The sequence below is a fragment of the uncultured Allobosea sp. genome (genome assembly GCF_945957345.1).
Taxonomy (GTDB): Bacteria; Pseudomonadota; Alphaproteobacteria; order Rhizobiales; family Beijerinckiaceae; genus Allobosea.
The window spans coordinates 1-24,140 of record NZ_CAMFKW010000061.1 but is presented as its reverse complement, the minus strand read 5'-3'; the positions used below and the strand labels follow the sequence as shown (position 1 = coordinate 24,140).

Below are 24,140 nucleotides of genomic sequence, written 5' to 3'. Positions count from 1 at the left end.
GACGACATCTCGACCTTCCGCAAGCTGCATGTCTTCAACTGGCCGGGCGACCGCAATTTCGGCCTGATGACGGCCGGCAACCTCTCGATCACCCAATCGGTGGTGAGCTTCCTGCATGAGGGGCTGCCCAACCCTGAGACCGGCGAGCTCGACACGCTGCAGAATGCCAGCTCGATGTTCAGGGCAGCCCAGCTCGTCGGCCGCTGCATCCGCCATGTCCGCGAGATCGACGGGCCCGCTCTGGAAGATGCCGGCGTGAAGTTCGAGATCGGGATGCTGTTCGGCGGCCAGATCAAGGGCCAGCCGATGCGCCTGTTCATGGTCTACAGCGCCGGCAACTTCATCGAATGCGGCATCGACTCTCCGTTCCTGCAGATCGGCGAGCACAAATACGGCAAGCCGATCCTCGACCGCGCCGTCACCTACAAGACCCATCTCTATGACGCGCTCAAGGTCGGGCTGATCTCGATGGATTCGACGATGCGCTCCAATCTCGGCGTCGGCCTGCCGATCGACCTCGTCGTTATCAGACGCGACGCCGACGATTTCGAGCTCAACCGCCGGATCGAGGCGGGCGAGCCCTATTTTCACGATCTGCGCGAGCGCTGGTCGGCTGCGCTGCGGGCCGCCCATATGGCAATCCCGCGCCCGCCCTATGCGCCTCCGGGAGCTTGACCCCCGCCCCCCTGCCGCAGGCAACGGGATATCAACACTTCAGGCCTTAAGTCGCAGGACGACGACAGATTTCTGGACGAGTAATGCCCGCATTCCCTGCCGCGAAGATGACGAATGCGGGTTCTTCCGCTCGCATGTTCGCGAGCACCGTGGTCACGCTGGGCTGCGCTTTCCTGCTGCTCATGGCGGCGGGGATCGGCGTCGTCGTCGCCATCACCCGCGAAGCTAACCGGCTCGAGGCGCAGCGCCAGGGCGAGCGGATCGAGGCTGCCGTCAATGCCCAGATCAAGCTGAGCGAGTTGCGACTGGAGCGGCTCGTCGCCGCCGGCGACCTGCCCGAAGCTCTGCAGCAGCCCGGCCCTCCCTCGGTGCTTCAGGCAGCCCTCAAGCGCCTCGGCAGCCAGCTGATGGATTTCGACGGCGCCTATATCGACGGCACTGGCGGAGCAGTGCTGGCCTGGGTCGAGAACCCCACCAGCATCGATCACGCCTCGCTGGAAGGCCCGCGCCATATCGAGGCGCTGCAGCGCGCCGCGAAAAGCTCCTTCGTCGCCACCGTGATCGGCGACGAGGTCTCACCCCAGTTCGGCGCAGCCCGCTCGACCATCACGACCGACGGCGACGAGACCCTGATCCTGACGGTGATCGACCTGTCGCGGATGACGGCGTTCACCTCCGGAACCAGCCCGACACCGCTATCCTTCGTGGCTTACCGGCACCTGTCCAACGCCATGCTCTCGGACCTTGCCGACCGCAACCGCATCGCCGACATCGAGCTGATGACCACGCCGCCGGCTGATCCGCTGTCGAAACTCGGCCTGCGCACGGCTGACGGCAAGATCGGCGCCTGGCTCGCATGGTCGCCGGCCCGTCCCGGCGATGTCATGCTGCGCCGTTTCCTCTGGGCTCTCATCGCGGTCGCGCTGCTCTTCTCCGCCATCTTCATCTTCGTGGTCCAGCGCCTGCGCGCCTCGGCCGAGCAGATCGAGCTGCGCGAACGCCAGATCCAGCGCCTGGCCGGGCAGGACGAGCTCTCCCTCCTGCCGAACCGCCGCAGCTTCGACCTGACGCTCGACCAGACCCTCGCCCATATCCAGGACGATGACGGCCCGAGCCTGGCGGTGCTTCTGATCGACCTCGATCGCTTCAAGGCCGTCAACGACACCTATGGCCATACCGCCGGAGACGAGCTGATCCGGCAAGTCGCGGTCCGCCTCTCCGGCGCGGTCCAGGTCGGTGATACGGTCGCGCGGCTCGGCGGCGACGAGTTCGGCATCATCCAGACCCATTCCGCGACGCCCGCCGGCTGCGCCGCGCTCGGCGAACGCATCCTCGCCAGCCTCACCGAGCCCTTCACCATCACGGGCGCCGAGGTCACCATCGGCTCGTCGATCGGCATCGCCATGGCGCCGCGCGATGGCTCTAGCCGGGAGGCCCTGCTCAAGCTCGCAGACACCGCGCTCTACGAAGCCAAGAACAGCGGCCGCAACCGCTATTCCTTCTTCGAGTCGCAGATGAACCGCTCGATGCAGCTCAAGCGCATGGTCGAGGATGACCTGCGCCACGCCATCGATAATGACCAGCTCATGCTGCACTACCAACCACAGGTCTCCGTCGACGGATCGACGATCGTCGGTGTCGAGGCCTTGGTCCGCTGGCAGCACCCTGTCCATGGCATGGTTCCGCCATCGGACTTCATCGCTATCGCCGAGGAGCGCGGCCTGATCGTGCCGCTCAGCGAATGGGTGCTCCGGCGCGCCTGCACCGAGGCCAAGCGTTGGAAAGGCATCCGCCTCGCGGTCAACGTCTCGCCGATCCAGTTCCGCCACAAGGACTTCGTCGCCAACGTCATCCGCACCATCGCGGAGACGGATTTCGACCCGGCCCAGCTCGAACTCGAACTGACGGAAGGCGTGCTGATCGAGGATGCCGATGCGGCGGAAGCCGCGATGATGGATATCCGCGCACACGGCGTCGGCCTGGCGCTCGACGATTTCGGCACCGGCTATTCGAGCTTGATCTACCTACGGCGCTTCGCCTTCGACAAGATCAAGATCGACCGCTCCTTCCTCGAATACATGGAAGCGACCGGCGAATCCGCGATTCTCGTTCATTCCATGGCCCATCTCGGGCGTGCTCTCGGCCTGCGCGTCTGCGCCGAAGGCGTCGAAACCGCCGAGCAGCACCGCTTCCTGCAGGCGATCGGCTGCCACGAATTGCAGGGCTTCCTCTTCTCCAAGGCGGTGCCAGCGACGGAGATCGACCGCCTGCTGCGCCTGGACAATCCCTTCGCCGAAATCCTCGCCGCCGCCTGACGACCCACGAGCCGGACGGGCGGCGGACCTCTAGAAGAACAGCTCGTGGATGCCGCTGAAGATCGCGTAGGCAAAGCCCGCGCTGAGCAGCAGGCCGGCAGCACCGACCACAGCACCGATGATGATCAGCACCCCGTCGCGCTCGACGAGGCCGAGCCCGACGAGGCAGACCGCAAGCCCGAGCGGAATCTGCCCGATGAAGGGCGCGGCCACGATCAGGCCGAGCGCCAGGATCAGGATCACCAGCCCGAGCACGGGAATAGCCCAGGTTCCGCCCAGCATCGTCAGGCGCGGCTGCGAGAAGCGCTCAAGCCAGGTCAGCGCCGGCAGCGCCCGCGCGACCGCCCGATTGAGCTCCGGCTTGCCGATGCTGCGTGCGAGCAGCGCCTGTGGCAGCCATGGCATACGCCGTCCCGTCAGCATCTGCATGGCGACGAAGGCAAGCACCAGCCCGCAGACCAGCGGGATCGGCGGTGGCATCGGCAGACAGTTGGGCAGGCCGAGCAGGACGACCAGCAGCGCATAGGCCCGGTCCTGCAGCGCGGCGATGATCGTGCCCACGGCAATGCGCTCCCCGGGCAGACCTGCCAGCGCCGTCAGAAGTCCGGATGTACGCAGAGGAGATGACAAAGGAACAGGCCGTGCCGAAGCGGAAGCGCCCGCCTAGCACAGCCGGAGCCCGGCCAACAAGCGAGCCCGGCGCAGGCTTTCAATGCCCCAGGCTCAGGGCCGGCCGTCCCGCCAAGCGTTCAGTGCAAGGTCAGCACACCGTTCACAGTGCGGATTTCCGCAGGCTTGATCAGGCGTGAATGAGCGATCGTAACGGAGTGAAGCGGCCCCTCCAGCTCGCGCTTCCAGAATTTCAGGAAGTCCTTGAGCACCGGGAAGCGTGGCGCCAGATCGTATTGCTGCCAGATATAGGTCTGCAGGACGCTGAGATGATCCGGCATCCGGTAAAGGATCGTCGCCGTCGTCAGGCCATAGCCTTCGAGTTGCCGCATGAAATCGGTCGAAACCATCGCCACCTCCCCTCCGTTAAGGACTGAAAGCTTTGCCGGGTAGATCGAGCCTGCTCCCGTCTGGTTAACAAAGGCTTGCCAGCCTACTGCCAAACTGCTGCAATCCTGAGGCAGGCTGCCGCAAGGCAGCATGCGCGACGACGGGCGTGGGGACTTGCGTGGCGTACCGAGTGGGCAAGGCCGGACTGGCCGGGCTGGCGATGAGTTTCGCCGCCGCCACGTTCTGCTCGGCCAGCGCCCAGGAAGAAGAAGAGGGAGAGGAAGCCGAGCGCAGCCCGCTCTCGATGGTGATCTTCGGCTCCATGGAAGCCGGGCCGAGGAAGACCTTCCTCTCCGTCGGCATGAAACGCGCCATCGGCGGAGGACTCTCCCAGAGTGGCTTCCGCTTCTTCGTCAAGGCCGGCGGCGCGCAGGAGCAGACCCGCCGCCACAAGCCGCATGGCGTGACCTACAAGGCCGAGTCGCAGGCGTTGCTCGGCTACGAATGGCGCGTCGGCGACAGCTTTCTCGCGCTCTACGCCGGCTCCGATACCGAGAGCGAGCAGCGGATCGAGTCCTTCGGCCCCTCCTTCGTCGGCACACGCTACGGCGCCAGAGTGCAGGCCGATCTCTGGATCGTCCCCTCGCCCGGAGCGGTCATCCAAGCCAATGGCTACGTATCCTCGCTGAACGGGCGCTACTGGACCCGGATCGCGCCGGGCTGGCAGATGCCGGCGGGCTTCTATCTCGGCCCCGAATTCGAAATCTATCGCGAGCGCGATTACCGCAAACTGCGTCTCGGCATGCATCTCACCGGCCTGCGCTTCCTCGGCCTGGAATGGCGCCTGTCGGGCGGTCTGCAATCGACGAGCGACCGATCCTCCGCCTATTACGGCACGCTCGGGCTGCACTGGCTACGCTGAGGCGCCGAGCCCTCAGCCCCGCAACGCCTTCAGCGCTTCCGGCGTATCGACATCGATCGCGATGGCAGGATCCTCGAAGGCGACGTCGATGACGCGCTCCCCGGCTTCGTCGAGCAGCCGCCTGGCACCGCGATCGCCGCTCAACAGTGACACCGCCGGGAAGATCGCCCGCGTGAGCAGCACTGGATTGCCGCGCTGACCGAACAGGGTCGGCACAGCCGCCAGCGCCTGGGGTTGAGCCCGATGCGCCTCCGTCAGGCGCTCGATCACGGACGGCGTGACGTTCGGCATGTCACCGAGCGAGATCACCGCGGCTGGAACATCCGAGGCCAGCGCCGCCACACCCGCCTTCAGCGAGCTCGCCAGTCCCGAGGCGTAATCGGGATTATGCACGAGACGCACCGACAGATCGGACAGGGCGGCTTCGACCTCCGCGCGCTGATGGCCGGTCACCACGATGACCGGACTCAAGCCCGCTTCCAGTTGCGCCTCGACGGCATGACGCAGGATCGGCTTGCCACGCAGCGGCTGCAGCAGCTTGTTCTGCGCACCCATCCGCGTCGATTGCCCGGCCGCCAGCACGACACCCGCGAGCGGGCCGCCCTCGGCGGAACCCGGAGCACGCGGCTGCGGCCGCGAGACGATCTCCATCAGCAGGCCGCCGACCCCCATCTTCTGCACATCGCTGCGGCCGACGGGAACGCCGGCCAGATAGCGCTGCAGCACCCAGTCGAAGCTGTTTTCCTTGGGCGAGCGGGCGCAACCGGGCGCGCCGATCACCGGCTTACCGTCGATGCTGCCGAGCATCAGCAGGTTGCCTGGATCGACCGGCATGCCGAGATGCTCGACCTCGCCACCAGCCTCGACCAGCGCTTGCGGGATCACGTCGCGTCGATCGGTGATGGCGGAGGCGCCGAAGACGACGATGATATCGGCCTTGCCAGCCGCCTGCTCGGCGATGGCCGAGGCCAATGGCTCGGCTTCGTGCGGGACGCGCTTGTCGGCAGCCAGCACCGCACTCGCCGGTTCCAGCCGATCCCGCATGATGCGCAGAGTCTTGTCGACCACGCTCGGCTTCAGCCCCGGCAGCAGCGTCGAGATCACCGCCACGTTCGCCGGGCGATAGACAGCGACCGAGACCGGCGCGGCGCTGCCCAGTGCGGCAAGCGCCTGTTCGACAAGCTCCTGTGGCACCGCATAGGGGATGATCTTCACGGTAGCGACGAGCTCGCCTGCCACGACCGCCTTCAGCGCCGGCAGTGTTGCGACCGTGATCGCTTCGTCCACCGCGTTGAAGGTATCGATCGCCGCGACATCGATGCGCAGCACGCCCGCTTGCGTGGCGAACATGTTGACCCGTCCGGTGAAGGGCGGTTCCGCCATGATCGCCTCGCCGACCATACGCTCGGCCAGTTGAGCCGCTGCGGCATTCTCGTCGATATCGCCGGGCTCCAGCCGGACTGCGACGATCTCGGCGACCCCGGCGGCCTTGAGCTTTGCGGCGAGTTCCGCCGTGACGGTCGCGCCCTTCTTCACGATGGTCCCGTCGGCCCGGATGGTATGCGCCGCGATACAGCCGACGGCATCCGCGATGGCGACCGGTCCGAATTTCATCGCGCGAACCTAGACCGGCTTGCGGCGCGGGCCGCGCAGCGTCGCGACGATCTCGGCCAGGATCGCAAGCGCGATCTCGGCAGGCGAGACCGCGCCGATATCGAGCCCGATCGGCGCATGGATGCGGCCCATCGCCGTCTCGTCAAAGCCGGCTTCCGTCAATCGCTCCAACCGCCGGCCATGCGTCTTCCGGCTGCCGAGCGCGCCGACATAGAAGCAGTCCGAGCGGAGGGCCGCGACGAGGCCGGGATCATCGATCTTCGGATCATGCGTCAGCGCGACGAAGGCGGTATAGGCGTCGAGCCCGATCCGCGGAAGCGCCTCCTCCGGCCATTCCGCGAGCAGCGTCACTTCAGGGAAGCGCTCGGGCGTGGCGAAGGCGGTGCGCGGATCGATCACGATGAGATCGAGATCGAGCGCCCGCGCCATCGGCGCCATCGCCTGCGAGATATGAACGGCGCCTGTCACCACCACGCGCGGATGCGGCGCCTGCACGGTCAGGAAATAGGATGTACCCTCGGCCTCGATCATCCCGCTCTTGCCCGAGCGCAGTTGCCGCTCCAGCAATTCCGCCAGCGGATCGCCGGGGATCGCATCCTGCTTCACCAGCCTCTGATTGCCGCTGGCGAGGTCGCTCACCAATACCGCCGCGCGGCGCGCCTGTCGCTCCTCGTTGAGCGCGGCAAGGGTCGAAAGCTCCACCACTCAGCCCCTGTCCGTCGCGAGCTTCAGCCCGAGCGCGATCATCAGCGAACCGCCGATCCAGCGCCCGAAGGCGAAGCTCGCCCTGGTCTTCTTCATCGCGCCGACGACAAGCGAGGCGCCGAAGACGGTGACGAGATCGGCCGAGGAGAAGGCGAAATTCACGACCATTCCGAGGATCAGGAACTGCGCCCAGACCGGCAGCGCCGCTGCCGGATCGACGAACTGCGGCAGGAGCGCGATGAAGAACAGCGCGACCTTCGGGTTCAGCACCTCGACGATGAAGGAATCGAGTAGCGCCCGCTTCACCGTCTTGGGCGGGGCGACCGGCTGCTCGGGCGAGCCCAGGCGCGAGCGGATCATGCCGACGCCGATCCAGATCAGATAGAGCGCGCCCGCGATCTTAACGGCCATGTAGAGTTCCGGCACATGCTTGAACACGGCCGAAAGTCCGAAGGCGGCGGCGAAGACATGCAAATAGCAGCCGAGATGGATGCCGAGCATCGCCATCAGCCCGGCCTTGCGACCATGACTGATCGTCTGGGCGGCGGTGTAGAGCAGCGCCGGCCCCGGAAAATAGGCGACGAGGATGGTCACCGTCGCGAAGGCGACGAGGGTTTCCCAAGAGGCCATCTCAATTCACCTTCTCGACATAGACCTTGATGCGCCCGCCGCAGGAGAGCCCGACCTGCCAGGCCGTCTCGTCGGCAACGCCGAACTCCAGCATACGCGCCTTGCCGTCGGCGATGACGTCGGCGGCCTCGGCCACCACGGCACCCTCGACGCAGCCGCCCGAGACCGAACCGAGGAAATTCCCGTCACCGTCGATGACGAGATGCGAGCCGACGGGGCGCGGCGCCGAGCCCCAGGTCTCAACCACCGTCGCGATGGCGACGCCACGGCCGCCGCGCACCCAATCCTCGGCCGCGCGCAGGATATCGGTTTCGGTGCTGATCATGATGTCACCCTACGCCTGAATAGCACCTGACATCATGCCTCAACCGGCCTTCTTCAACCACAGGCGCGGATCGCTCTCCCGCCCTGCATCCAGCGAAAGCGCGGCGCAGAGATCGGCCATCGCCGCGAGGTTATGGATCGGCCGGAACGAGTCGACATGCGGCAGCATCGCCCGGATGCCGCTGGCCCGCGCTGCGAAGGCGTCGTAGCGCAGCAGCGGGTTGAGCCAGACCAGTTGCCGGCAGGAGCGATGCAGCCGGTCCATCTCGAAACCCAGGCTGCCGTCAAGGTGCCGCTCCAGCCCGTCAGTGAAGAGCAGCACGATCGCCCCGCCGGCCAGCACGCGCCGCGACCAGATGCGGTTGAAATCGTGCAGGGCGGTCGCGATGCGCGTGCCGCCCTCCCAGTCCGGCGCGGCCTTGCCCGCGAGCGCCAGCGCGTCATCGGGGTCGCGTGCCCGCAGCATCCGCGTCACATTGGTCAGGCGCGTGCCGAAGACGAAGGAATGCACGCGCCGGCGCTTCTCGGTCAGCGCATGCAGGAAATGCAGGAAGATGCGCGAATACTCGGCCATCGAGCCGGAGATATCGACCAGCGCCACGATCGGCGGATGCACCTCGCGCCGCTCGCGGAAGGCGAGGTCGATCGAGGCGCCACCACCACGCAGCGACTGCCGGAACGTCCGGCGCGGATCGATGCGCGTGCCCCGATGCGCCGGCCGGAAACGGCGCGTCACGATGCTGTCGTCGGGCAGCCTGAGCTCGGCGATGAGTTGCTTGGCACGCGCGATCTCGGCCGCACTCATCTGGGCGAAATCGCGCGATTTGAGCATCTCGCGATCGGAGACCGTGAGCCGCGCCGTCAGCTCGGTCAGTTCCTTCGGCGGCTCATCCTCGCGCGGCGGCGGCGCGAAGGCTTCCGCCACGCGCAGCGCCCCGGCCTCGGCCTTTTCCGGCTGGCTGTCGGCGCGGGGCGACACCGGCGACATCTGCGCCATGATCTTCTCGATCAGGTTGCGCCGGCGCCAGAACAGCCGGAAGGCCTGATCGTAGATGGGTGAATCCTCATGCTTCTTCACGAAGATCGCATGCAGCGCCCAATAGACGTCGTCGCGCCCGCCGAGGGCACCGCCCTCCAGAGCCGCGATCGCCTCGACCACGGCGCCCGGCCCGACCGGCAACCCCGCCGCGCGCAAGGCACGAGCGAAATAGGCGATGTTCTCGGCAAGCCTGCCGCTCACGCGCCCCGCGTCTCCGTCATGAATACCTTCTGGACGATCTGCCAGCGGCTCTCGATCTTCAGCAGCGAGAGCAGGTCGGTGAAATAGCGCGGCGGCATCTGGCACTTGACCTTGACCAGCGCCAGCGTCGGCCCGACCAGATCGATCGTCAGGATATGGTCGTCGCGCTGCATTCCGGCCGCCTGCGGCGCCGGCCGGTTGCGCACGGCGTCGAGCCAGTCATCGCGCGTCACGATCTGGATCGCGCCGTCGTCGCGCGCCGTGGTCAGAGCGCTGGTCGGATGGAAGACATGGGCGAGCTTCTCGGCATCGCCCTCGTAGAGCCCGTCGAGATAGGTCCGGACGGTCGCCTCGACGGCCTTGATATCGGCGTTCATGGCAGCACCCTCTCGCTTCGCGGCGCAGGAATCCTAGCGCCCCGCCTCCGCCTTGGCCCGATCCAGCAGCTCTTTCACCTGCGAGCCCTGCATCGCCTGGATATCGTCCTGATACTTCAGCAATGCGCCCAGCGTATCGGAAACGATGGCCGGATCGAGCGCGACCGCGTCGAGCTCGACCAGCGCCGTCGCCCAGTCCAGCGTCTCGGCGACGCCCGGCGCCTTGAACAGCTCTTCCTTGCGGATCGCCTGCACGAAGGCGACGAGCTGCTTCGACAGCTTGGCCGGGGCATCCGGCACCTTCGCTTTCAGGATCGCCAGCTCGCGCGGGGCATCGGGGTAGCCGACCCAGTGATAGAGGCAGCGACGCTTCAGCGCGTCGTGGATCTCGCGGGTGCGGTTCGAGGTCAGAATCACGATCGGCGGCTCGGCCGCCCGGATCGTGCCGAGCTCGGGGATCGTCACCTGCGCATCGGCCAGCACCTCGAGCAGGAAGGCCTCGAACGCCTCATCGGTGCGGTCGAGTTCGTCAATCAGCAGGATCGGCGCCCCGCCCTCCTGCGGCTCCAGCGCCTGCAGCAACGGCCGCTTCACCAGATATTTCTCGGAGAAGATGTCCCCTTCCAGCCGGTCGCGGTCCCCCGCTGCGCCACCGGCCTCCGCCAGCCGGATCGCCATCATCTGCCCGGCATAGTTCCATTCATAGACGGCGGAGGCGAGATCGAGCCCCTCATAGCACTGCAAACGGATCAATCGGCGGCCGAGCCCAGCGGCCAAAACCTTGGCGATCTCGGTCTTGCCGGTGCCGGCCTCGCCTTCCAGCAGGAGTGGCCGCTTCATCCGGAGCGCCAGGAACAACACGGTCGCGAGCGCACGGTCGGCGACATAGCCCTGCGATTGAAGCAGCGCGAGCGTCGCATCGATGGAGGAAGGAAGAGGAGAAGACATGACAACCTGCGTCATGCCCGGGCATATCCCGGGCATCTCTTGATCGAAGGCAAGTAAGGTCCTGAACGAGATGGCCGGGTCAAGCCCGGCCATGACGCGCGCGAAGTCAACGCGCCTTGCCTACTTCCCCGTCGCCTGCGCCACGGCTTGCTTGGCCATCACGCCGATGAGATGAGCGCGGTATTCGGCATCCGCATGGATATCGCCATTGATGCCCTTGGCGGTGTGCTTCAGTCCATCCAGCGATTTCGGCGCGAAGCGAGCCTTGAGCGCGGCCTCCGCTTCCGGCCAGCGGAAGACGCCGCCCTCGCCCGCACCCGTCACCGTCACGCGGATATCGCTGCCGCGCTTGGCGACGAAGACGCCGACCATGGCATAGCGCGAGGCCGGGTTGCGGAACTTGGCATAGCCCGCCTTCGAAACCAGCGGAAACGAGACCTTGGTGATGATCTCGCCTTCCTCCAGCGCGGTCTCATAGAGCCCGGTGAAGAACTCCTCGGCCGTCAGCTTGCGCTTGCTGGTGACGACGGTGGCGCCGAGCGCCAGAAGCGCCGCCGGGTAATCCGCCGCCGGGTCGTTATTGGCGACCGAGCCACCGATCGTGCCGCGATGGCGCACATGCGGATCACCGATGCTGCCGGCGAGGAAGGCGAGCGCGGGGATCGCCTCCTGCACCTCGGCTGAATTCGCCACTTCCGCGTGGGTCGTCATCGCGCCGATGACGAGGTTGCGGCCCTTGCGGCTGATGCCCTTAAGGTCGGAGCAAGCGCCGAGGTCGACCAGCGCCGAGGGCGAGGCCAGCCGCTGCTTCATCGTCGGCAGCAGGGTATGGCCGCCGGCCAGCAGCTTGGCGTCCTCCTTCTTGGCGAGCAGCGTCGCCGCCTGCCGGGCGCTGGTGGGCTTGTGATAGGTGAAAGCGTACATGGACCTGTCCTTTCAGCTCACTCGGCCGCCTGGCGGCTGATCGACTTCTGCGCCGCGCGCCACACCGCCTGCGGCGTCGCCGGCATCGCGATGTCCTCATGGCCAAGCGCGTCGGTGATGGCGTTGATGACGGCGGGCGGCGAGGCGATGGCCCCTGCCTCGCCGCAGCCCTTGATGCCCAGCGGGTTCGACGGACACGGCGTCACGGTCATCCCGACATCGAAGGACGGCAGGTCGTCGGCGCGCGGCATGGTGTAATCCATGAAGCTCGCGGTCACGAGCTGGCCGTCGGCATTGTAGCGGGCGCCTTCCAGCAAAGCCTGGCCGACACCCTGGGCGATGCCGCCATGGACCTGCCCTTCGACGATCATCGGGTTGATGACATTGCCGAAATCGTCGACGGCGGCCCAGCGCTCGATCCTGGTCACGCCGGTCTCGGGATCGATCTCGACCTCGCAGATATGGACGCCGGCCGGGAAGGTGAAGTTGGTCGGGTCGTAGAACGCCCCCTCCTTCAGCCCCGGCTCCAGCTCCTGCCCGTTGAACTTGTGCGCGACATAGGCCTGCAGCGCGCAGGAACCGAAATCGAGCTTGCGGTCGGTGCCCTTCACCGCGAAATGCCCGTCCGCGAAATCGATATCGGCCTCGTCGGCCTCCAGCACATGGGCGGCGACCTTCTTGCCCTTGGCGATGACCTTGTCGATGGCCTTGAAGATCGCCGACATACCGACCGCGCCCGACCGCGAGCCGTAGGTGCCCATGCCCATCTGCACCTTGTCGGTGTCGCCATGGACGATCGAGACGTTGTCGATGGGAATGCCGAGCCGGTCCGAGACGAGCTGGGCGAAGGTCGTCTCATGGCCCTGGCCATGACTGTGCGAGCCGGTGAGCACCTCGACCGTCCCGACCGGGTTGACCCGGACCTCGGCCGATTCCCACAGGCCCACGCCGGCGCCGAGCGAGCCCACCGCGGCGGAAGGCGCGATGCCGCAAGCCTCGATATAGGAGGAAAAGCCGATGCCGCGCAGCTTGCCGGCACGCGCCGAGTCGCGCTTGCGCTTGCCCAGCCCTTTGTAGTCGATCATCTCCAGCGCCTTCTTCAGCGAGGCGCCGTAATTGCCGGCATCGTACATCATGATGACCGGCGTCTGGTGCGGGAACTTCTTGATGTAGTTCTGCATCCGGAACTTGGCCGGGTCCTTGCCGAGCTGGCGGGCTGTGACCTCGATCAGGCGCTCGACCACGAAGGTCGCCTCCGGCCGCCCGGCGCCGCGATAGGCATCGACCGGGGCGGTGTTGGTATAGACCGCGTCGACCTCGCAATAGATCGCCGGGATGTCGTACTGGCCCGACAAGAGCGGCGCGTAGAGATAGGTCGGCACCGAGGAGGAGAAGGTCGAGAGATAGGCGCCGAGATTGGCGGTGGTGTGCACCTTCATGCCCAGGATCTTGCCCTCGGCATCGGTCGCGAGTTCCGCATGAGTGACATGGTCGCGGCCATGCGCGTCGGAGAGGAACGCTTCCGTCCGGTCCGCCGTCCATTTCACCGGCCGCCCGACCTTCTTCGCCGCCCAGACGCAGACCGTCTCCTCGGCATAGATGAAGATCTTCGAGCCGAAGCCACCGCCGACATCCGGCGCAATCACTCTGAGTTTGTTTTCCGGCGCGATGCCGATGAAGGCCGACAGCACGAGCCGCGCGACATGCGGGTTCTGGCTGGTGGTGTAGAGCGTGAAGATGCCGTCGCCCGCATCGTAATCGCCGACAGCCGCGCGGGGCTCCATCGCGTTCGGCACCAGCCGGTTGTTGACGAGATCGATCTTGGTGACGTGCTTGGCGGCCTTGAAGGCCTTCTCGGTCGCCTCCTTGTCGCCGAGATGCCAGTTGAACACGCTGTTGTCGGGCGCCTCGTCATGGACCACGGTCTTGGCGCCGATCGCCTTGGCGGTGTCGACCACCGCCGGCAGTTCCTGATAATCGACCGCGATCGCCTCGGCCGCATCGCGCGCCTGCGCCAACGTCTCGGCCACCACGACGGCGACGTGGTCGCCGACATAGCGCACCTTGCCCTGGGCCAGCGCCGGATGCGGGCCGGCACGCATCGGCGAGCCGTCCTTGTTGTGGATCATCCAGCCGCAGATCAGCCCGCCGATCTTGTCGGTGGCGAGGTCGTCCCCGGTGAAGATGCCGAGCACCCCCGGCATGCCGGAAGCGGCCTTGGTATCGATCGACTTGATCTTGGCATGCGCATGCGGCGAGCGCAGGAAATAGGCGTGTGCCTGGCCCGGCCGGTTGACGTCGTCGGTATAGCGGCCCTGGCCGGTGATGAAACGGTGATCTTCCTTGCGGCGGACTGCGGCGCCGATTCCGGTGGCGGACATGGTGTTCCCTCCTCGCACGGCGCCTCTGCCGGGCGCCTCACTGCATGGAACGCATGAATGACGAAGAGCCCGCACCTCGAGGCGCGGGCGGCTGTCTCACTCGGCGGCCTGCCGGGCGGGCGCCGCGCCCTTGCCCATGGCCTCGGCCCCGGCGGCGATCGCCTTGACGATATTGTGGTAGCCGGTGCAGCGGCAGATATTGCCGTCGAGATCCTCGCGGATCGTCTTCTCGTCGATGTCGTGGCCGCGGCGGTTCACCATATCGACGGCGGACATGATCATGCCCGGCGTGCAGAAGCCGCATTGCAGGCCATGATGCTCGCGGAAGGCCTCCTGCATCGGATGCAGCTTGTCGCCGGAAGCGAGTCCCTCGATCGTCGTCACGGAAGCGCCGTCCACGGAGACGGCGAGCGTCGTGCAGGATTTCACCGCCTTGCCGTCGAGATGCACGAGGCAGGCGCCGCACTGGCTGGTGTCGCAGCCGACATGGGTCCCGGTCAGCCGCAGGTTCTCTCGCAGGAACTGCACCAGCAGGGTGCGCGGGTCGATGTTGGCGGTGACGGCTTTGCCGTTCACCGTCAGCGAAACAGTGGCCATGAGCATATCTCCTGTGACCCGTCTCTGACGCCGGTCCGCCCCCTCCCTGGGACTGGACCGTGCTGAAACCTCGGAGCGGCCGGCCTCATCAGGCGGGCTCTCCTTGGAACAGCTCAAAATCGAATGTGGACCCGCGTTTTTCCGGGGTCAAGCGGAACGGCGCGTTCCGAAGGTCCCGATTTTCGCCGAATCCGAGACGGTTTTGCATCTCCGCTCTTCCCGCTGCGCATATTGGCGAATTCTTAATGAGCCCCTGCGAGGCTGCTCACGTGGCAGGCCTCCCCACATGAGCGACTTCGTGCCCTTGATCATGGACCAGATCCAGCGTCGCCTGAGGGCGATCGGCTATGGAGAGGCACAGCGCGAGCGCTTGCAGCGCTACCGGCCGCTCGTCGATCGTCTCATCGGGGGATTGGTCCAGGCCGATTTCGACCGAGCCTTCGTCATCCACCCGCCGCTTCGCGAAACGGTTCTGCCGGTCGCCGAGGCTCTCTATGCCGCCGAGGCCGACCATTTCCGCCTGCTGTTCTCAGGCGTCTTCGACGCGACTTATATCGCCTCGATGGACCGGCTCTGCCAGCTCGAGCGGCAGGCCAATGTCCGCACCCGCGCCCGCGCCTCGATCGCCTTCTCGCTGGTGCGCGACATCTGCCTTGCGAGCCGAACGCGCGCACTCGTCTCACGCGAGAAATTCGCCGAGGATCTCTTCATCATCGAGCGGATCCTGACCTATGACGTCAATACCGCGATGACGATCAGCCAGGAGATCGAGGAGGACGACGCCCGCCGCCGCGGCTCCATTCTCGACGAGGCGGCGGCCAAGCTCAGGACGCGCATCGCCGAGCTCGACGACACGATCAGCAACGCCGTCGAGGAGTTCGTCGTCACGGCCAGCGAGACCGGACGGACGACCAGCTTCATCAAGGACACCGTCGGCAAGGTCGCCAGCGCTTCGGTGGTCGTGCGCGAAAAGTCGCTGCAGACCGCCGCCGCGACCGAGGAGATGTCGGCCAATATCGCCGATATCGGCCAGCGCGCCTGGCAAAGCCTGTCGATCACCCAACAGGCGGTGATCGATGCCGGCGAAATGAACGCGGCGGTCGTCCGCTTGCGGGAAGCGACCGGCAGCATCGGCAAGGTCGTCGGCATGATCGCCGATATCGCAGCACAGACCAATCTGCTCGCCCTCAACGCAACGATCGAGGCCGCCCGGGCTGGCGAGGCGAGGCGCGGCTTCGCCGTCGTCGCCGCGGAGGTGAAGTCGCTCGCGACCCAGACAGCCAGCGCGACGCAGGACATCGCCGGTCAGATCGCCGAGCTCGCCGCGAGCGCCGAGGCCTGCGGCACCCATGCGACCGCGATCGCAGCCACCGTCGATGCCATCCGCCTCGATTCCGAGGCGATCTCGGAAGCGGTCACCCAGCAGAGCAAGGTCACCGCCATGATCGCGCATGACGCCGCGCTCGTCGCCGACAGCTCCGACGAGGCGATCGAAAGCGCCAATGTCGTCAATGGCAGCCTCGACACGACCCATGCAGCGCTGGAGCGGGCCAATGCCGCCGCCGCCGGCATCGCGCGCCAGATCGGCGCCGCCGAGGCGGCGGTCACCCAGGCGCTGGCAGCCTTGCGCGAAGCCTCCTGAGTCTCCTCAGCCCTCGCTCACCGCCTTGGCGAAATTGGCGAAAAACTCGTCGGCGAGCTTCTTCGAGACCGAATCGATCAGGCGCGAGCCAAGCTGCATCAGCTTGCCGCCGACCTGCGCCTCGACCTCGTAGCGCAGCAGGGTCTGACCGCCTTCGGCATCGCTCAGCATGACCCGCGCGCCCCCCTTGGCGAAGCCGGCGATTCCGCCCTCGCCCTCGCCCGAGATGCGGTAGCCGTTCGGCGGATCGAGTTCGCTGAGCTCGACCTTGCCCTTGAACGTTGCCTTCACCGGGCCGAGCTTGACCTTCACCACGGCGGAGAGATGCGTGTCGTCATCCTTGGTGAGTTGCTCGCAGCCGGGGATGCAGGCCTTGAGCACCTCGGGATCGTTGAGCTTGGCCCAGACCACATCCTTGGCGGCCGGCAGCGTCGCCTCGCCATTCATCGTCATCGCCATGGCGCATCTCCCGAGCAGTAGAACAGCGGCGCGGACGATTGCGGCCGGCGCGGTTCGAAGGTTATCCAGTTCCCTATCCATGGTCGCAAAGCCCCCGCCTGCACAAGAGGCGCCGGCCGGGAGCTTCTGCACAGCCCGGGAGATCCGATGCTGGAACTCACCACCGACGAACGCGAGATCGCCGGCGGCGCTGCCGGGGAAGGCGCGACCATGGCAATGCGGATCGTCGCCGAGGCCGCCCGCCTGATGGGTGCGCCGCGCCTGATCCCGATCGCCTCCGCCCATATCGACGGCGCGCTCTATCATGGCGATTCCGGCACGCTTTTCGCGGAGAAGCTGGTCGCGGGCGGCGCCCGCGTCGGCGTGCGGGCCAGCCTGAATGTCGGTTCGCTCGCGCCGGCCGGCTGTGCTGCGATCCGGCTGCCGTCGCATGAGCGGGACATGGCCCGGCGCATGATGCGCGCCTATGAAGCCATGGGCTGCGAGCCTAGCTGGACCTGCGCGCCCTATCAGGCCGGCCATCGTCCGGCCCAGGGCAGCGACGTCGCCTGGGGCGAATCCAACGCGGTCGTATTCTGCAATTCCGTGCTCGGTGCCCGGACCAACCGCTATGGCGATTTCCTCGATATCGCCTGCGCCATCGCCGGACGCGCCCCGAATTACGGCCTCCATCGCCCGGAGAATCGGGTCGCGACCCTGCTCATCGATGTCGGCAGGGTCTCCCGCGAACTCCGCTCCTCAGACGTGTTCTATCCCGTGCTCGGCACGATCCTCGGCCGCCGCGCCGGCAGCGATGTCGCCGTGATCGACGGCCTGCAGGGCTGCACCAGCGAAGACCGGCTCAAGGCGCTCGGCGCGGCAGCCGCCTCGGCCGGCGGCGTCGGGCTCTTCCATGTCGCGGGCGTGACACCCGAGGCTCCAGACGTGGCAACGGCGCTGGCTGGCGGCGCTCCGCACGAAACGATCGTGCTAACACCCGCCGACATCGCCACCGCCCTCGCCCGCCTTTCGACGGCAGGACAAACCGATCGCGTCGATGCGATTGCCATCGGCTCTCCGCATCTCTCGCTGGCCGAGATCGACGCGCTCGAGCGTTTGATAGCGGGGCGCCGGCTGAAGAAGCCGCTCTATGCCAATACCGGCCGCCATGTCGTCGGCCCGCTGGAGGCTCACGGACGCCGCAGCGCACTGGAGGCGGCAGGCGTGATCTTCGTCGTCGACACCTGCGTCGTCGTCACGCCGATCCTGCCGGAGTTGGAGGGCGCGGTGCTGATGACCAATTCCGGCAAATTCGCCCATTACGCGCCTGGCAATACCGGCTACGCCGTGACCTATGGCTCGCTCTCGGAATGCGTCGAAAGCGCGGTCGCCGGCCGGCTCGTCAGGGAGATCCGCGCATGGAGTTGAAGGCGGAAATCCTCCTGCCCGGCGATGCCGTTAGCGGCGCCTGCCTGGCCCTTACCGCCCCGATCAGCTTCTGGGGCGGCGTCGATCCCGCCAGCGGCGCGATCATCGATGCCCGCCATCCCGAGCGCGGGCAGAATATCGCCGGCCGCATTCTCGCCCTGCCCGGCACGATCGGCTCGTCCTCGGCCTCGGCCGTGCTGCTGGAGCTGGTCCATGCCGGCAAGGCACCCGCGGCGCTGCTGATGGATGCGCCGGATGCGATCCTGCTGCTTGGCCTCGTCGTCGCCCGCGAGATGGGCTGGCCGACGCCGCCGGCATTTCGCCTGCCGGCAGCTGCCCAGGCGCCACTGGGCGACCGCAGGATCACGATTTCGGCAGAGGGTCTGATCAGCGTCGATTGAGGCGGAAGCCGCCTTCTAAACCGCACTGAAGCGGCGGTGCCTGTAGATCAGCCCCGCCCCGTGCCCGGCGCCGCCGAGACCGGCAACCTCGCCGATCACGATGCGATGGCTGGCGACGTCATGCGTCGCGATCAGGCGGCAGTCGAAGGCCGAGACCGCGTCGAGCAGGACTGGCGCGCCGGTGGCGAGCCTGCCCCAGCGAGCGGTGTCGAAGCGCGCCTCGCCCTCGACTCCCCGCCGGCTGGCAAATATCTCGGCGAGGTCGACGAGTTGCTCGGGCAGCGTGTTGATGCAGAACGCCCCGCTCGCCTCGATCGCAGCCAGCGTGCGGCTGCCCCGGGCGATGCAGACCAGCACCGTCGGCGGTGAATCGGAGACGGAGGCGACGGCCGTCGCTGTCAGTCCGATGCGCCCTCCCGGCCCATCGGCTGTAACGACATGCACCGCGCTCGCGACCTGCGCCATGGCATCGCGGAAAGCGTGGGCATCCGGGTGGTCCAGCGACGGCATGGGATGAACGGTCTTCGTCATCGGCTCGATCGGTTCGGTGTCCCGGTTCCCGCGGAACTGCTGTCCATGTAGAGACTTGAGGCCGCCGGCGCCAGCATGGCGGGGCCGACGGCTCGCTCCAACGTGCCCACGGATATAGCAGCAAGCCCTGCCTCTTCCGTTAACGGGATCGCAGAGACCGCGGGCAATCGCGTAACGGCTTGATATCCCGATGACCATCCAGCAGGCTCGAATCATGTCGGCCGCCACGGCCGGGCCGGAGCCTGATCGGGACAGCCGGCGAGCCGGCATTCCGAGCGAGGAGACGCCGATGGCCTTCACCTGCACGATTCCCGCAAAGCCGACCGTCCAGCAGGACGACGAGACGATTCGGATCACCCGCTGGGATTTCGAGCCCGGCGCCGTGACCGGCTGGCACGAGCATGGCTGGCCCTATTTCGTCGTGATGCTCGTCGCGGGAACGTTGAGAATCCACAATGGTACGGAGGTCTCGGATGTGCCGCTGGCGCAAGGACAGGCGTATATGCGGCCTGCCGGCATCCGGCACGACGTGATGAACGGCTCGGACCACCCGATCGCCTTCGTCGAGATCGAAGTGAAGCAGCCCGGCGCCCTCAAGGAGCTCACGTTGCCGTGATCAAGACGGCAGCACGGCAGTCCTCGCGTGCACCACCAAAACCGGCGTCGGTGCGGCGCGGGTCCATGCATTTTCCCGATCCGACTATCGGCTTTTCATATTCGTCTTTGGGATAATCTGTCCTCCGGCGCATGACAGACCATCGTCGCCGCAATGGCAGAAAATGCACTCCAGCCAAAATTTCGCCGCCCATAGCGCAATCATCATGCGCCAAAGACACGCTCCCCGGCAGAGTATTCTGCACATTTTCGCATCGTTTCGTTCGTAATTGCTTTTGACAGAAATTTGGCGCGGAGCGATTGTCCCCGGCACGAGCCGTTGGTAGCTCTGCACAGCAATCGCATCCCGCATGCGCCGGTGTCATGCCGACGACGAGAACGGGAGCTGGTTCGAGGGGTCGGCGTTTTCATGGAAGTCTTCCTGCAGCAGCTCATCAACGGGCTGACACTGGGATCGATCTACGGTCTCATCGCCATCGGTTACACGATGGTCTTCGGCATCATCGGCATGGTGAACTTCGCCCACGGCGACATTTTCATGCTCTCCGCCTTCATCGCGCTGATCTTCTTCATGCTGGTCACCGCGGTTCTGGGCACGAGCGCCGGCATGATCCTGTTGGCGCTCGTCATCGTCCTGGCTCTGGCGATGTTCTTCACTTCGCTCTGGAACTGGACGATCGAGCGAGTCGCCTACCGGCCCCTGCGCGGCTCCTTCCGCCTTGCGCCGCTGATCTCGGCGATCGGCATGTCGATCTTCCTGGTGAACTTCGTGCAGGTGGTGCAGGGCCCGCGCAACAAGTCGATCCCGCCGCTGCTCAACAAGTCGATCACGCTGATCGAGAGCTCGGTCTACTCGGTCCAGATCTCCTACAAGCAGATCGTCATCATCCTGACGACGGCGGCGCTGCTCGCGGCCTTCTGGTACATCGTCCAGAAGACCCCGCTCGGCCGGGCCCAGCGCGCCTGCGAGCAGGACCGCAAGATGGCCGCCCTCCTCGGCATCGATGTCGACCGCACGATCTCGATCACCTTCGTGATGGGCGCCGCGCTCGCCGCGGTGGCCGGCGTGATGTACCTCGTGCTCTACGGCGTCGTGAACTTCGCCGACGGCTTCACGCCGGGCGTCAAGGCCTTCACGGCGGCGGTGCTCGGCGGCATCGGCTCGCTTCCCGGCGCCGTCATCGGCGGCCTGCTGATCGGGCTGATCGAGGTGATGTGGTCGGCCTATTTCACCATCGACTACAAGGACGTCGCCGCCTTCTGCATCCTGGCGCTGGTGCTGGTCTTCATGCCCTCCGGCCTGCTCGGGCGCCCGGAAGTCGAGAAGGTCTGACGCCATGGCAAACAACCCGACTGCAAACACGGCCGCTCCCGGCCGCGACCTGAAGGCAGCCTTCAAGGAGGCCGGCTTCGCCGCCTTCGTGACACTGGGCCTCTGCATCCCGATCATCGCCTGGGGCACGCGCCAGAACATGGACAATGTCCTGGTGCTGGACCCGCGCTGGGACGCCGTCGCCTGGGCCGTCGGCATCGTCTTCGTCGGCCGCTTTCTGGTGGCTTTGCGCAAGCAGGGCCAGCAAGAGGGCAAGGCTGGGATACGCATCCTGCCGCATGGCACCATCGCCTTCTTCCAGCGCCATTCGCGCGTCTTCTCGCTCTTCGGACTGGGCTTTCTCGTCACCTTCCCGGCGATCGCGATCGGGCTGGCCGGCTGGGGCGGCGCGCTGAAATGGATCGACAATTTCGGCGTCCAGATCCTGATCTACGTCATGCTCGGCTGGGGCCTGAACATCGTCGTCGGCCTCGCCGGCCTGCTCGATCTCGGCTATGTCGCCTTCTATGCCGTCGGCGCCTATTCCTATGCGCTGCTCGCCAAGAATTTCGGCCTGTCCTTCTGGATCCTGCTGCCGCTCGCCGGCATCCTGGCCGCCTTCTGGGGCATGCTGCTCGGCTTCCCCGTGCTGCGTCTGCGTGGCGACTACCTCGCCATCGTGACGCTGGCCTTCGGCGAGATCATCCGCCTCGTCCTGATCAACTGGACCGAGTTCTCGAACGGCTATGCCGGCATTTCCGGCATTCCCCGCCCCACCTTCTTCGGCATACCCTTCACGGCGGCGGATAACGGTTTCGCCGCCGTTTTCGGTCTGGAGTTCACCCCGCTCTACCGAACGATCTTCCTCTACTACCTGATCCTTTGCCTCGCGCTGCTCACCGCCTTCGTCACGCTGCGCCTGCGCCGCTTACCCGTAGGGCGCGCCTGGGAGGCGCTGCGCGAGGACGAGATCGCCTGCCGCTCGCTCGGCATCAACACCACCAACACCAAGCTCACCGCCTTCTCGATCGGCGCCATGTTCGGTGGCTTCGCCGGAGCGTTCTTCTCGGCGCGGCAAGGCTTCATCTCGCCTGAATCCTTCGTCTTCATGGAATCGGCCGTGATCCTGGCCATCGTCGTCCTCGGCGGCATGGGCTCGCTCTGGGGCTGCGCCATCGCCGCGATCGCAATGATCGGCGGCACCGAGCTCCTGCGCGAGCTCGAATGGATGAAGACGGGCATCAGTCTTTTCGGCCTGCAGATCCCGGGCCTTGGCAACGACTTCGACCCGACGAAGTACCGCATGCTGATCTTCGGCTTCGCCATGGTCGTGATCATGATCTGGAAGCCGCGCGGCCTGATCTCGACCCGCGAGCCCACCGCCTTCCTCAAGGAGAAGAAGAAGATCTCTGCCGATATGGTGCAGGAGGGGCACGGCTGATGGCCACGATCGCTCCCCAACTGACCCCGCAGGGCCGCGCCCTGCTGGAGGTCGAGCAGGTCACCATGCGCTTCGGCGGCCTCACCGCCGTCAACGCCCTCTCCTTCCAGGCCCGCAAGGGCGAGATCACGGCTCTGATCGGCCCCAACGGCGCCGGCAAGACCACGGTCTTCAACTGCATCACCGGCTTCTACAAGCCGACGCAGGGCATGATCTCGCTCAACCATGACGACGGCTCGAGCTATCTGCTCGAGCGCATGCCGGACTTCCAGATATCCTGGAAGGCCAAGGTCGCCCGCACCTTCCAGAACATCCGCCTCTTCGGCGGCATGACGGTGCTGGAGAACCTGCTGGTCGCCCAGCACAACCCGCTGATGCTGGCCTCCGGCTTCTCCGTCCTCGGTATCCTTGGCGTCGGCGGCTACAAGGCGCGCGAGAAGGAGGCGATCGAGAAGGCCAAGTTCTGGCTCGACAAGATCAACCTCACCCACCGCGCCGACGATCCGGCCGCAGACCTGCCCTATGGCGACCAGCGCCGGCTGGAGATCGCACGCGCGATGTGCACCGACCCGGTCCTGCTCTGTCTGGACGAGCCGGCTGCGGGCCTCAACCCGCGCGAAAGCCTCGACCTCAACACGCTGCTGCTCTCGATCCGCAAGGACCTGGGCACGGCGCTGCTGCTGATCGAGCACGACATGTCGGTCGTCATGGAAATTTCGGACCACGTCGTGGTCCTCGATTACGGCACCAAGATCGCCGACGGCACGCCGGCCGAAGTACAGGCCGACCCGAAAGTCATCGCCGCCTATCTCGGCGTCGATGACGAGGAGGTCGAAGAGGTCGAAGCGGAGGTCGGCATCTCGTGACTGCAGCCCAGCCCCTGCTCGCCGTCCGCGGCGTCAAGACCTATTACGGCAAGATCATCGCCCTGAAAGGCGTCGACATCGACGTCAATGCCGGCGAGATCGTCACGATGATCGGCGCCAACGGCGCCGGAAAATCCACGCTGATGATGACGATCTTCGGCAATCCGCAGGCCCGAGAAGGCTCGGTCACCTATGAGGGCCGGGACATCACGCGCATGCCGAGCCACGAGATCGCGCGCCTGGGCATAGCGCAGTCTCCCGAAGGAAGACGCATCTTCCCGCGCATGACGGTGTTCGAGAACCTGCAGATGGGCGCCGCCGTCCGCAATTTCGAGCATTTCGACGAGGATCTCGAAAAGATCTGCGTGCTCTTCCCGCGCATCAAGGAGCGGCTGCAGCAGCGCGGCGGCACGCTCTCGGGCGGCGAGCAGCAGATGGTCGCGATCGCACGTGCCCTGATGGCACGCCCGAAGCTCCTGCTGCTCGACGAGCCCTCGCTCGGCCTCGCCCCCCTCATCGTCAAGCAGATCTTCGAGGCGATCCGCGAGCTCAACAGGACGCAGGGGCTGACCGTCTTCCTGGTCGAACAGAACGCCTTCCATGCGCTGAAGCTCGCTCATCGCGGCTATGTGATGGTCAACGGCGTCATCACGATGAGCGGCAGCGGCAAGGATCTGCTTGCCAATCCGCAGGTACGGGCGGCTTATCTCGAAGGCGGGAGGCACTGACGATGCAGGGCATCCTCTACGAAGAACCGACGATCTGGCTCTTCCTGCTGGTCACGGTCGTCATGGGCGGCTGGCTCGCCTGGATGG

The 24,140-nt window shown here is 66.3% G+C and carries 24 protein-coding genes and 1 pseudogene; 11 read left to right on the top strand and 14 right to left on the bottom strand.

The genetic code is table 11. The features are described 5' to 3' along the window. Nucleotides 1–675 (top strand): peptidase (locus Q0Q36_RS22160; protein WP_293801519.1); only part of this gene is annotated, 675 nt, incomplete at its 5' end. Between the two features lie 134 nt (nt 676–809). Beyond that, a complete protein-coding gene (locus tag Q0Q36_RS22155) occupies nt 810–2,990 on the top strand; it encodes an EAL domain-containing protein (RefSeq protein ID WP_293801517.1) in 2,181 nt (726 codons plus the stop codon). 30 nt (nt 2,991–3,020) lie between these two features. Here Q0Q36_RS22155 and Q0Q36_RS22150 read toward each other — a convergent pair whose 3' ends face one another. Next, the gene (locus Q0Q36_RS22150; protein WP_293801515.1) at nt 3,021–3,620 is read right to left on the bottom strand and encodes an exopolysaccharide biosynthesis protein; all 600 of its coding nucleotides are present in this window, start codon (nt 3,618–3,620) and stop codon (nt 3,021–3,023) included. Nucleotides 3,621–3,739: 119 nt separating this feature from the next. Next, nucleotides 3,740–4,009, bottom strand: a complete 270-nt coding sequence (locus Q0Q36_RS22145) for an usg protein (protein WP_293801513.1) — start codon at nt 4,007–4,009, stop codon at nt 3,740–3,742. Between the two features lie 158 nt (nt 4,010–4,167). Here Q0Q36_RS22145 and bcsS point away from each other — a divergent pair, with 158 nt between their 5' ends. Continuing rightward, entirely contained in the window at nt 4,168–4,911 is a 744-nt protein-coding gene (bcsS, locus tag Q0Q36_RS22140; protein ID WP_293801511.1) for a cellulose biosynthesis protein BcsS, read from the top strand. Between the two features lie 12 nt (nt 4,912–4,923). On the opposite strand, the gene Q0Q36_RS22135 is transcribed toward bcsS, so the two are convergent. The 10 genes from Q0Q36_RS22135 to Q0Q36_RS22090 form a co-directional block, all read right to left on the bottom strand. Beyond that, on the bottom strand, nt 4,924–6,525 hold the full coding sequence (locus Q0Q36_RS22135; protein WP_293801509.1) for a molybdopterin-binding/glycosyltransferase family 2 protein: 1,602 nt from the start codon (nt 6,523–6,525) through the stop codon (nt 4,924–4,926). A 9-nt stretch (nt 6,526–6,534) separates the two neighbouring features. Further along, complete coding sequence (locus tag Q0Q36_RS22130) at nt 6,535–7,227, bottom strand: XdhC family protein (protein ID WP_293801507.1); 693 nt, start codon at nt 7,225–7,227, stop codon at nt 6,535–6,537. Nucleotides 7,228–7,230: 3 nt separating this feature from the next. Continuing rightward, nucleotides 7,231–7,860: a LysE family translocator gene (locus Q0Q36_RS22125; protein WP_293801505.1), complete on the bottom strand. Its 630-nt coding sequence runs from the start codon at nt 7,858–7,860 to the stop codon at nt 7,231–7,233. Between the two features lies 1 nt (nt 7,861). Continuing rightward, entirely contained in the window at nt 7,862–8,185 is a 324-nt protein-coding gene (locus Q0Q36_RS22120) for an XdhC family protein (RefSeq protein WP_293801503.1), read from the bottom strand. A gap of 39 nt (nt 8,186–8,224) precedes the next feature. Further along, nucleotides 8,225–9,424 carry a VWA domain-containing protein gene (locus Q0Q36_RS22115; RefSeq protein WP_293801501.1) on the bottom strand — a complete coding sequence of 400 codons (1,200 nt, stop codon included), beginning with the start codon at nt 9,422–9,424 and terminating at the stop codon, nt 8,225–8,227. Next, on the bottom strand, nt 9,421–9,801 hold the full coding sequence (locus Q0Q36_RS22110; protein WP_293801499.1) for a nuclear transport factor 2 family protein: 381 nt from the start codon (nt 9,799–9,801) through the stop codon (nt 9,421–9,423). Before Q0Q36_RS22110 ends, Q0Q36_RS22115 begins: the two co-directional genes overlap by 4 nt. A gap of 33 nt (nt 9,802–9,834) precedes the next feature. Next, nucleotides 9,835–10,749 (bottom strand): MoxR family ATPase, encoded by a 915-nt coding sequence (locus Q0Q36_RS22105; RefSeq protein ID WP_293801497.1) that lies wholly within the window; start codon nt 10,747–10,749, stop codon nt 9,835–9,837. Between the two features lie 120 nt (nt 10,750–10,869). Next, nucleotides 10,870–11,673 carry a xanthine dehydrogenase family protein subunit M gene (locus Q0Q36_RS22100; RefSeq protein ID WP_293801495.1) on the bottom strand — a complete coding sequence of 268 codons (804 nt, stop codon included), beginning with the start codon at nt 11,671–11,673 and terminating at the stop codon, nt 10,870–10,872. 17 nt (nt 11,674–11,690) lie between these two features. Then, nucleotides 11,691–14,054, bottom strand: coding sequence for a xanthine dehydrogenase family protein molybdopterin-binding subunit (locus Q0Q36_RS22095; protein ID WP_293801493.1), 2,364 nt, complete (start codon nt 14,052–14,054; stop codon nt 11,691–11,693). Nucleotides 14,055–14,150: 96 nt separating this feature from the next. Then, the gene (locus Q0Q36_RS22090) at nt 14,151–14,651 is read right to left on the bottom strand and encodes a (2Fe-2S)-binding protein (RefSeq protein WP_293801491.1); all 501 of its coding nucleotides are present in this window, start codon (nt 14,649–14,651) and stop codon (nt 14,151–14,153) included. A 286-nt stretch (nt 14,652–14,937) separates the two neighbouring features. Between Q0Q36_RS22090 and Q0Q36_RS22085 the strand changes: the two genes are divergently transcribed. Further along, the gene (locus Q0Q36_RS22085) at nt 14,938–16,293 is read left to right on the top strand and encodes a methyl-accepting chemotaxis protein (protein WP_293801489.1); all 1,356 of its coding nucleotides are present in this window, start codon (nt 14,938–14,940) and stop codon (nt 16,291–16,293) included. A 6-nt stretch (nt 16,294–16,299) separates the two neighbouring features. On the opposite strand, the gene Q0Q36_RS22080 is transcribed toward Q0Q36_RS22085, so the two are convergent. Beyond that, a complete protein-coding gene (locus tag Q0Q36_RS22080; protein ID WP_265060057.1) occupies nt 16,300–16,752 on the bottom strand; it encodes a carbon monoxide dehydrogenase subunit G in 453 nt (150 codons plus the stop codon). 147 nt (nt 16,753–16,899) lie between these two features. Between Q0Q36_RS22080 and Q0Q36_RS22075 the strand changes: the two genes are divergently transcribed. Both Q0Q36_RS22075 and Q0Q36_RS22070 read left to right on the top strand, forming a co-directional pair. Next, a complete protein-coding gene (locus Q0Q36_RS22075; RefSeq protein ID WP_293801487.1) occupies nt 16,900–18,159 on the top strand; it encodes an aconitase X catalytic domain-containing protein in 1,260 nt (419 codons plus the stop codon). Then, nucleotides 18,150–18,560, top strand: a complete 411-nt coding sequence (locus Q0Q36_RS22070) for a DUF126 domain-containing protein (RefSeq protein WP_293801485.1) — start codon at nt 18,150–18,152, stop codon at nt 18,558–18,560. Before Q0Q36_RS22075 ends, Q0Q36_RS22070 begins: the two co-directional genes overlap by 10 nt. Before the next feature lie 15 nt (nt 18,561–18,575). Here Q0Q36_RS22070 and Q0Q36_RS22065 read toward each other — a convergent pair whose 3' ends face one another. After that, nucleotides 18,576–19,091, bottom strand: coding sequence for a flavin reductase family protein (locus Q0Q36_RS22065; protein WP_293801483.1), 516 nt, complete (start codon nt 19,089–19,091; stop codon nt 18,576–18,578). Between the two features lie 289 nt (nt 19,092–19,380). On the opposite strand from Q0Q36_RS22065, the gene Q0Q36_RS22060 reads away from it, so the two are divergent. The 5 genes and pseudogenes from Q0Q36_RS22060 (at nt 19,381) to Q0Q36_RS22040 (ending at nt 24,053) form a co-directional block, all read left to right on the top strand. Further along, a complete protein-coding gene (locus Q0Q36_RS22060; protein ID WP_293801521.1) occupies nt 19,381–19,707 on the top strand; it encodes a cupin domain-containing protein in 327 nt (108 codons plus the stop codon). 408 nt (nt 19,708–20,115) lie between these two features. Then, nucleotides 20,116–21,039: a branched-chain amino acid ABC transporter permease LivH gene (locus tag Q0Q36_RS22055; RefSeq protein ID WP_293801481.1), complete on the top strand. Its 924-nt coding sequence runs from the start codon at nt 20,116–20,118 to the stop codon at nt 21,037–21,039. A gap of 4 nt (nt 21,040–21,043) precedes the next feature. Further along, nucleotides 21,044–22,459, top strand: coding sequence for a high-affinity branched-chain amino acid ABC transporter permease LivM (livM, locus tag Q0Q36_RS22050; RefSeq protein WP_293801479.1), 1,416 nt, complete (start codon nt 21,044–21,046; stop codon nt 22,457–22,459). Further along, nucleotides 22,459–23,301, top strand: a pseudogene (locus Q0Q36_RS22045) (ABC transporter ATP-binding protein); the annotation flags it as partial. The gene livM and the pseudogene Q0Q36_RS22045, both read left to right, overlap by 1 nt. 20 nt (nt 23,302–23,321) lie before the next feature. Continuing rightward, nucleotides 23,322–24,053: an ABC transporter ATP-binding protein gene (locus Q0Q36_RS22040; protein WP_293801475.1), complete on the top strand. Its 732-nt coding sequence runs from the start codon at nt 23,322–23,324 to the stop codon at nt 24,051–24,053. The last annotated feature ends 87 nt before the right edge of the window (nt 24,054–24,140 follow it).

Coding starts and splice junctions, on each gene's coding strand:
- Q0Q36_RS22055 (WP_293801481.1), top strand. CDS start 20,116: ATGGAAGTCTTCCTGCAGCAGCTCATCAACGGGCTGACACTGGGATCG.
- Q0Q36_RS22095 (WP_293801493.1), bottom strand. CDS start 14,054: ATGTCCGCCACCGGAATCGGCGCCGCAGTCCGCCGCAAGGAAGATCAC.
- Q0Q36_RS22070 (WP_293801485.1), top strand. CDS start 18,150: ATGGAGTTGAAGGCGGAAATCCTCCTGCCCGGCGATGCCGTTAGCGGC.
- Q0Q36_RS22105 (WP_293801497.1), bottom strand. CDS start 10,749: ATGTCTTCTCCTCTTCCTTCCTCCATCGATGCGACGCTCGCGCTGCTT.
- livM (WP_293801479.1), top strand. CDS start 21,044: ATGGCAAACAACCCGACTGCAAACACGGCCGCTCCCGGCCGCGACCTG.
- Q0Q36_RS22080 (WP_265060057.1), bottom strand. CDS start 16,752: ATGGCGATGACGATGAATGGCGAGGCGACGCTGCCGGCCGCCAAGGAT.
- Q0Q36_RS22155 (WP_293801517.1), top strand. CDS start 810: ATGTTCGCGAGCACCGTGGTCACGCTGGGCTGCGCTTTCCTGCTGCTC.
- Q0Q36_RS22075 (WP_293801487.1), top strand. CDS start 16,900: ATGCTGGAACTCACCACCGACGAACGCGAGATCGCCGGCGGCGCTGCC.
- Q0Q36_RS22120 (WP_293801503.1), bottom strand. CDS start 8,185: ATGATCAGCACCGAAACCGATATCCTGCGCGCGGCCGAGGATTGGGTG.
- Q0Q36_RS22145 (WP_293801513.1), bottom strand. CDS start 4,009: ATGGTTTCGACCGATTTCATGCGGCAACTCGAAGGCTATGGCCTGACG.
- Q0Q36_RS22090 (WP_293801491.1), bottom strand. CDS start 14,651: ATGGCCACTGTTTCGCTGACGGTGAACGGCAAAGCCGTCACCGCCAAC.
- Q0Q36_RS22060 (WP_293801521.1), top strand. CDS start 19,381: ATGGCCTTCACCTGCACGATTCCCGCAAAGCCGACCGTCCAGCAGGAC.
- Q0Q36_RS22085 (WP_293801489.1), top strand. CDS start 14,938: ATGAGCGACTTCGTGCCCTTGATCATGGACCAGATCCAGCGTCGCCTG.
- Q0Q36_RS22135 (WP_293801509.1), bottom strand. CDS start 6,525: ATGAAATTCGGACCGGTCGCCATCGCGGATGCCGTCGGCTGTATCGCG.
- Q0Q36_RS22125 (WP_293801505.1), bottom strand. CDS start 7,860: ATGGCCTCTTGGGAAACCCTCGTCGCCTTCGCGACGGTGACCATCCTC.
- Q0Q36_RS22065 (WP_293801483.1), bottom strand. CDS start 19,091: ATGACGAAGACCGTTCATCCCATGCCGTCGCTGGACCACCCGGATGCC.
- Q0Q36_RS22110 (WP_293801499.1), bottom strand. CDS start 9,801: ATGAACGCCGATATCAAGGCCGTCGAGGCGACCGTCCGGACCTATCTC.
- Q0Q36_RS22100 (WP_293801495.1), bottom strand. CDS start 11,673: ATGTACGCTTTCACCTATCACAAGCCCACCAGCGCCCGGCAGGCGGCG.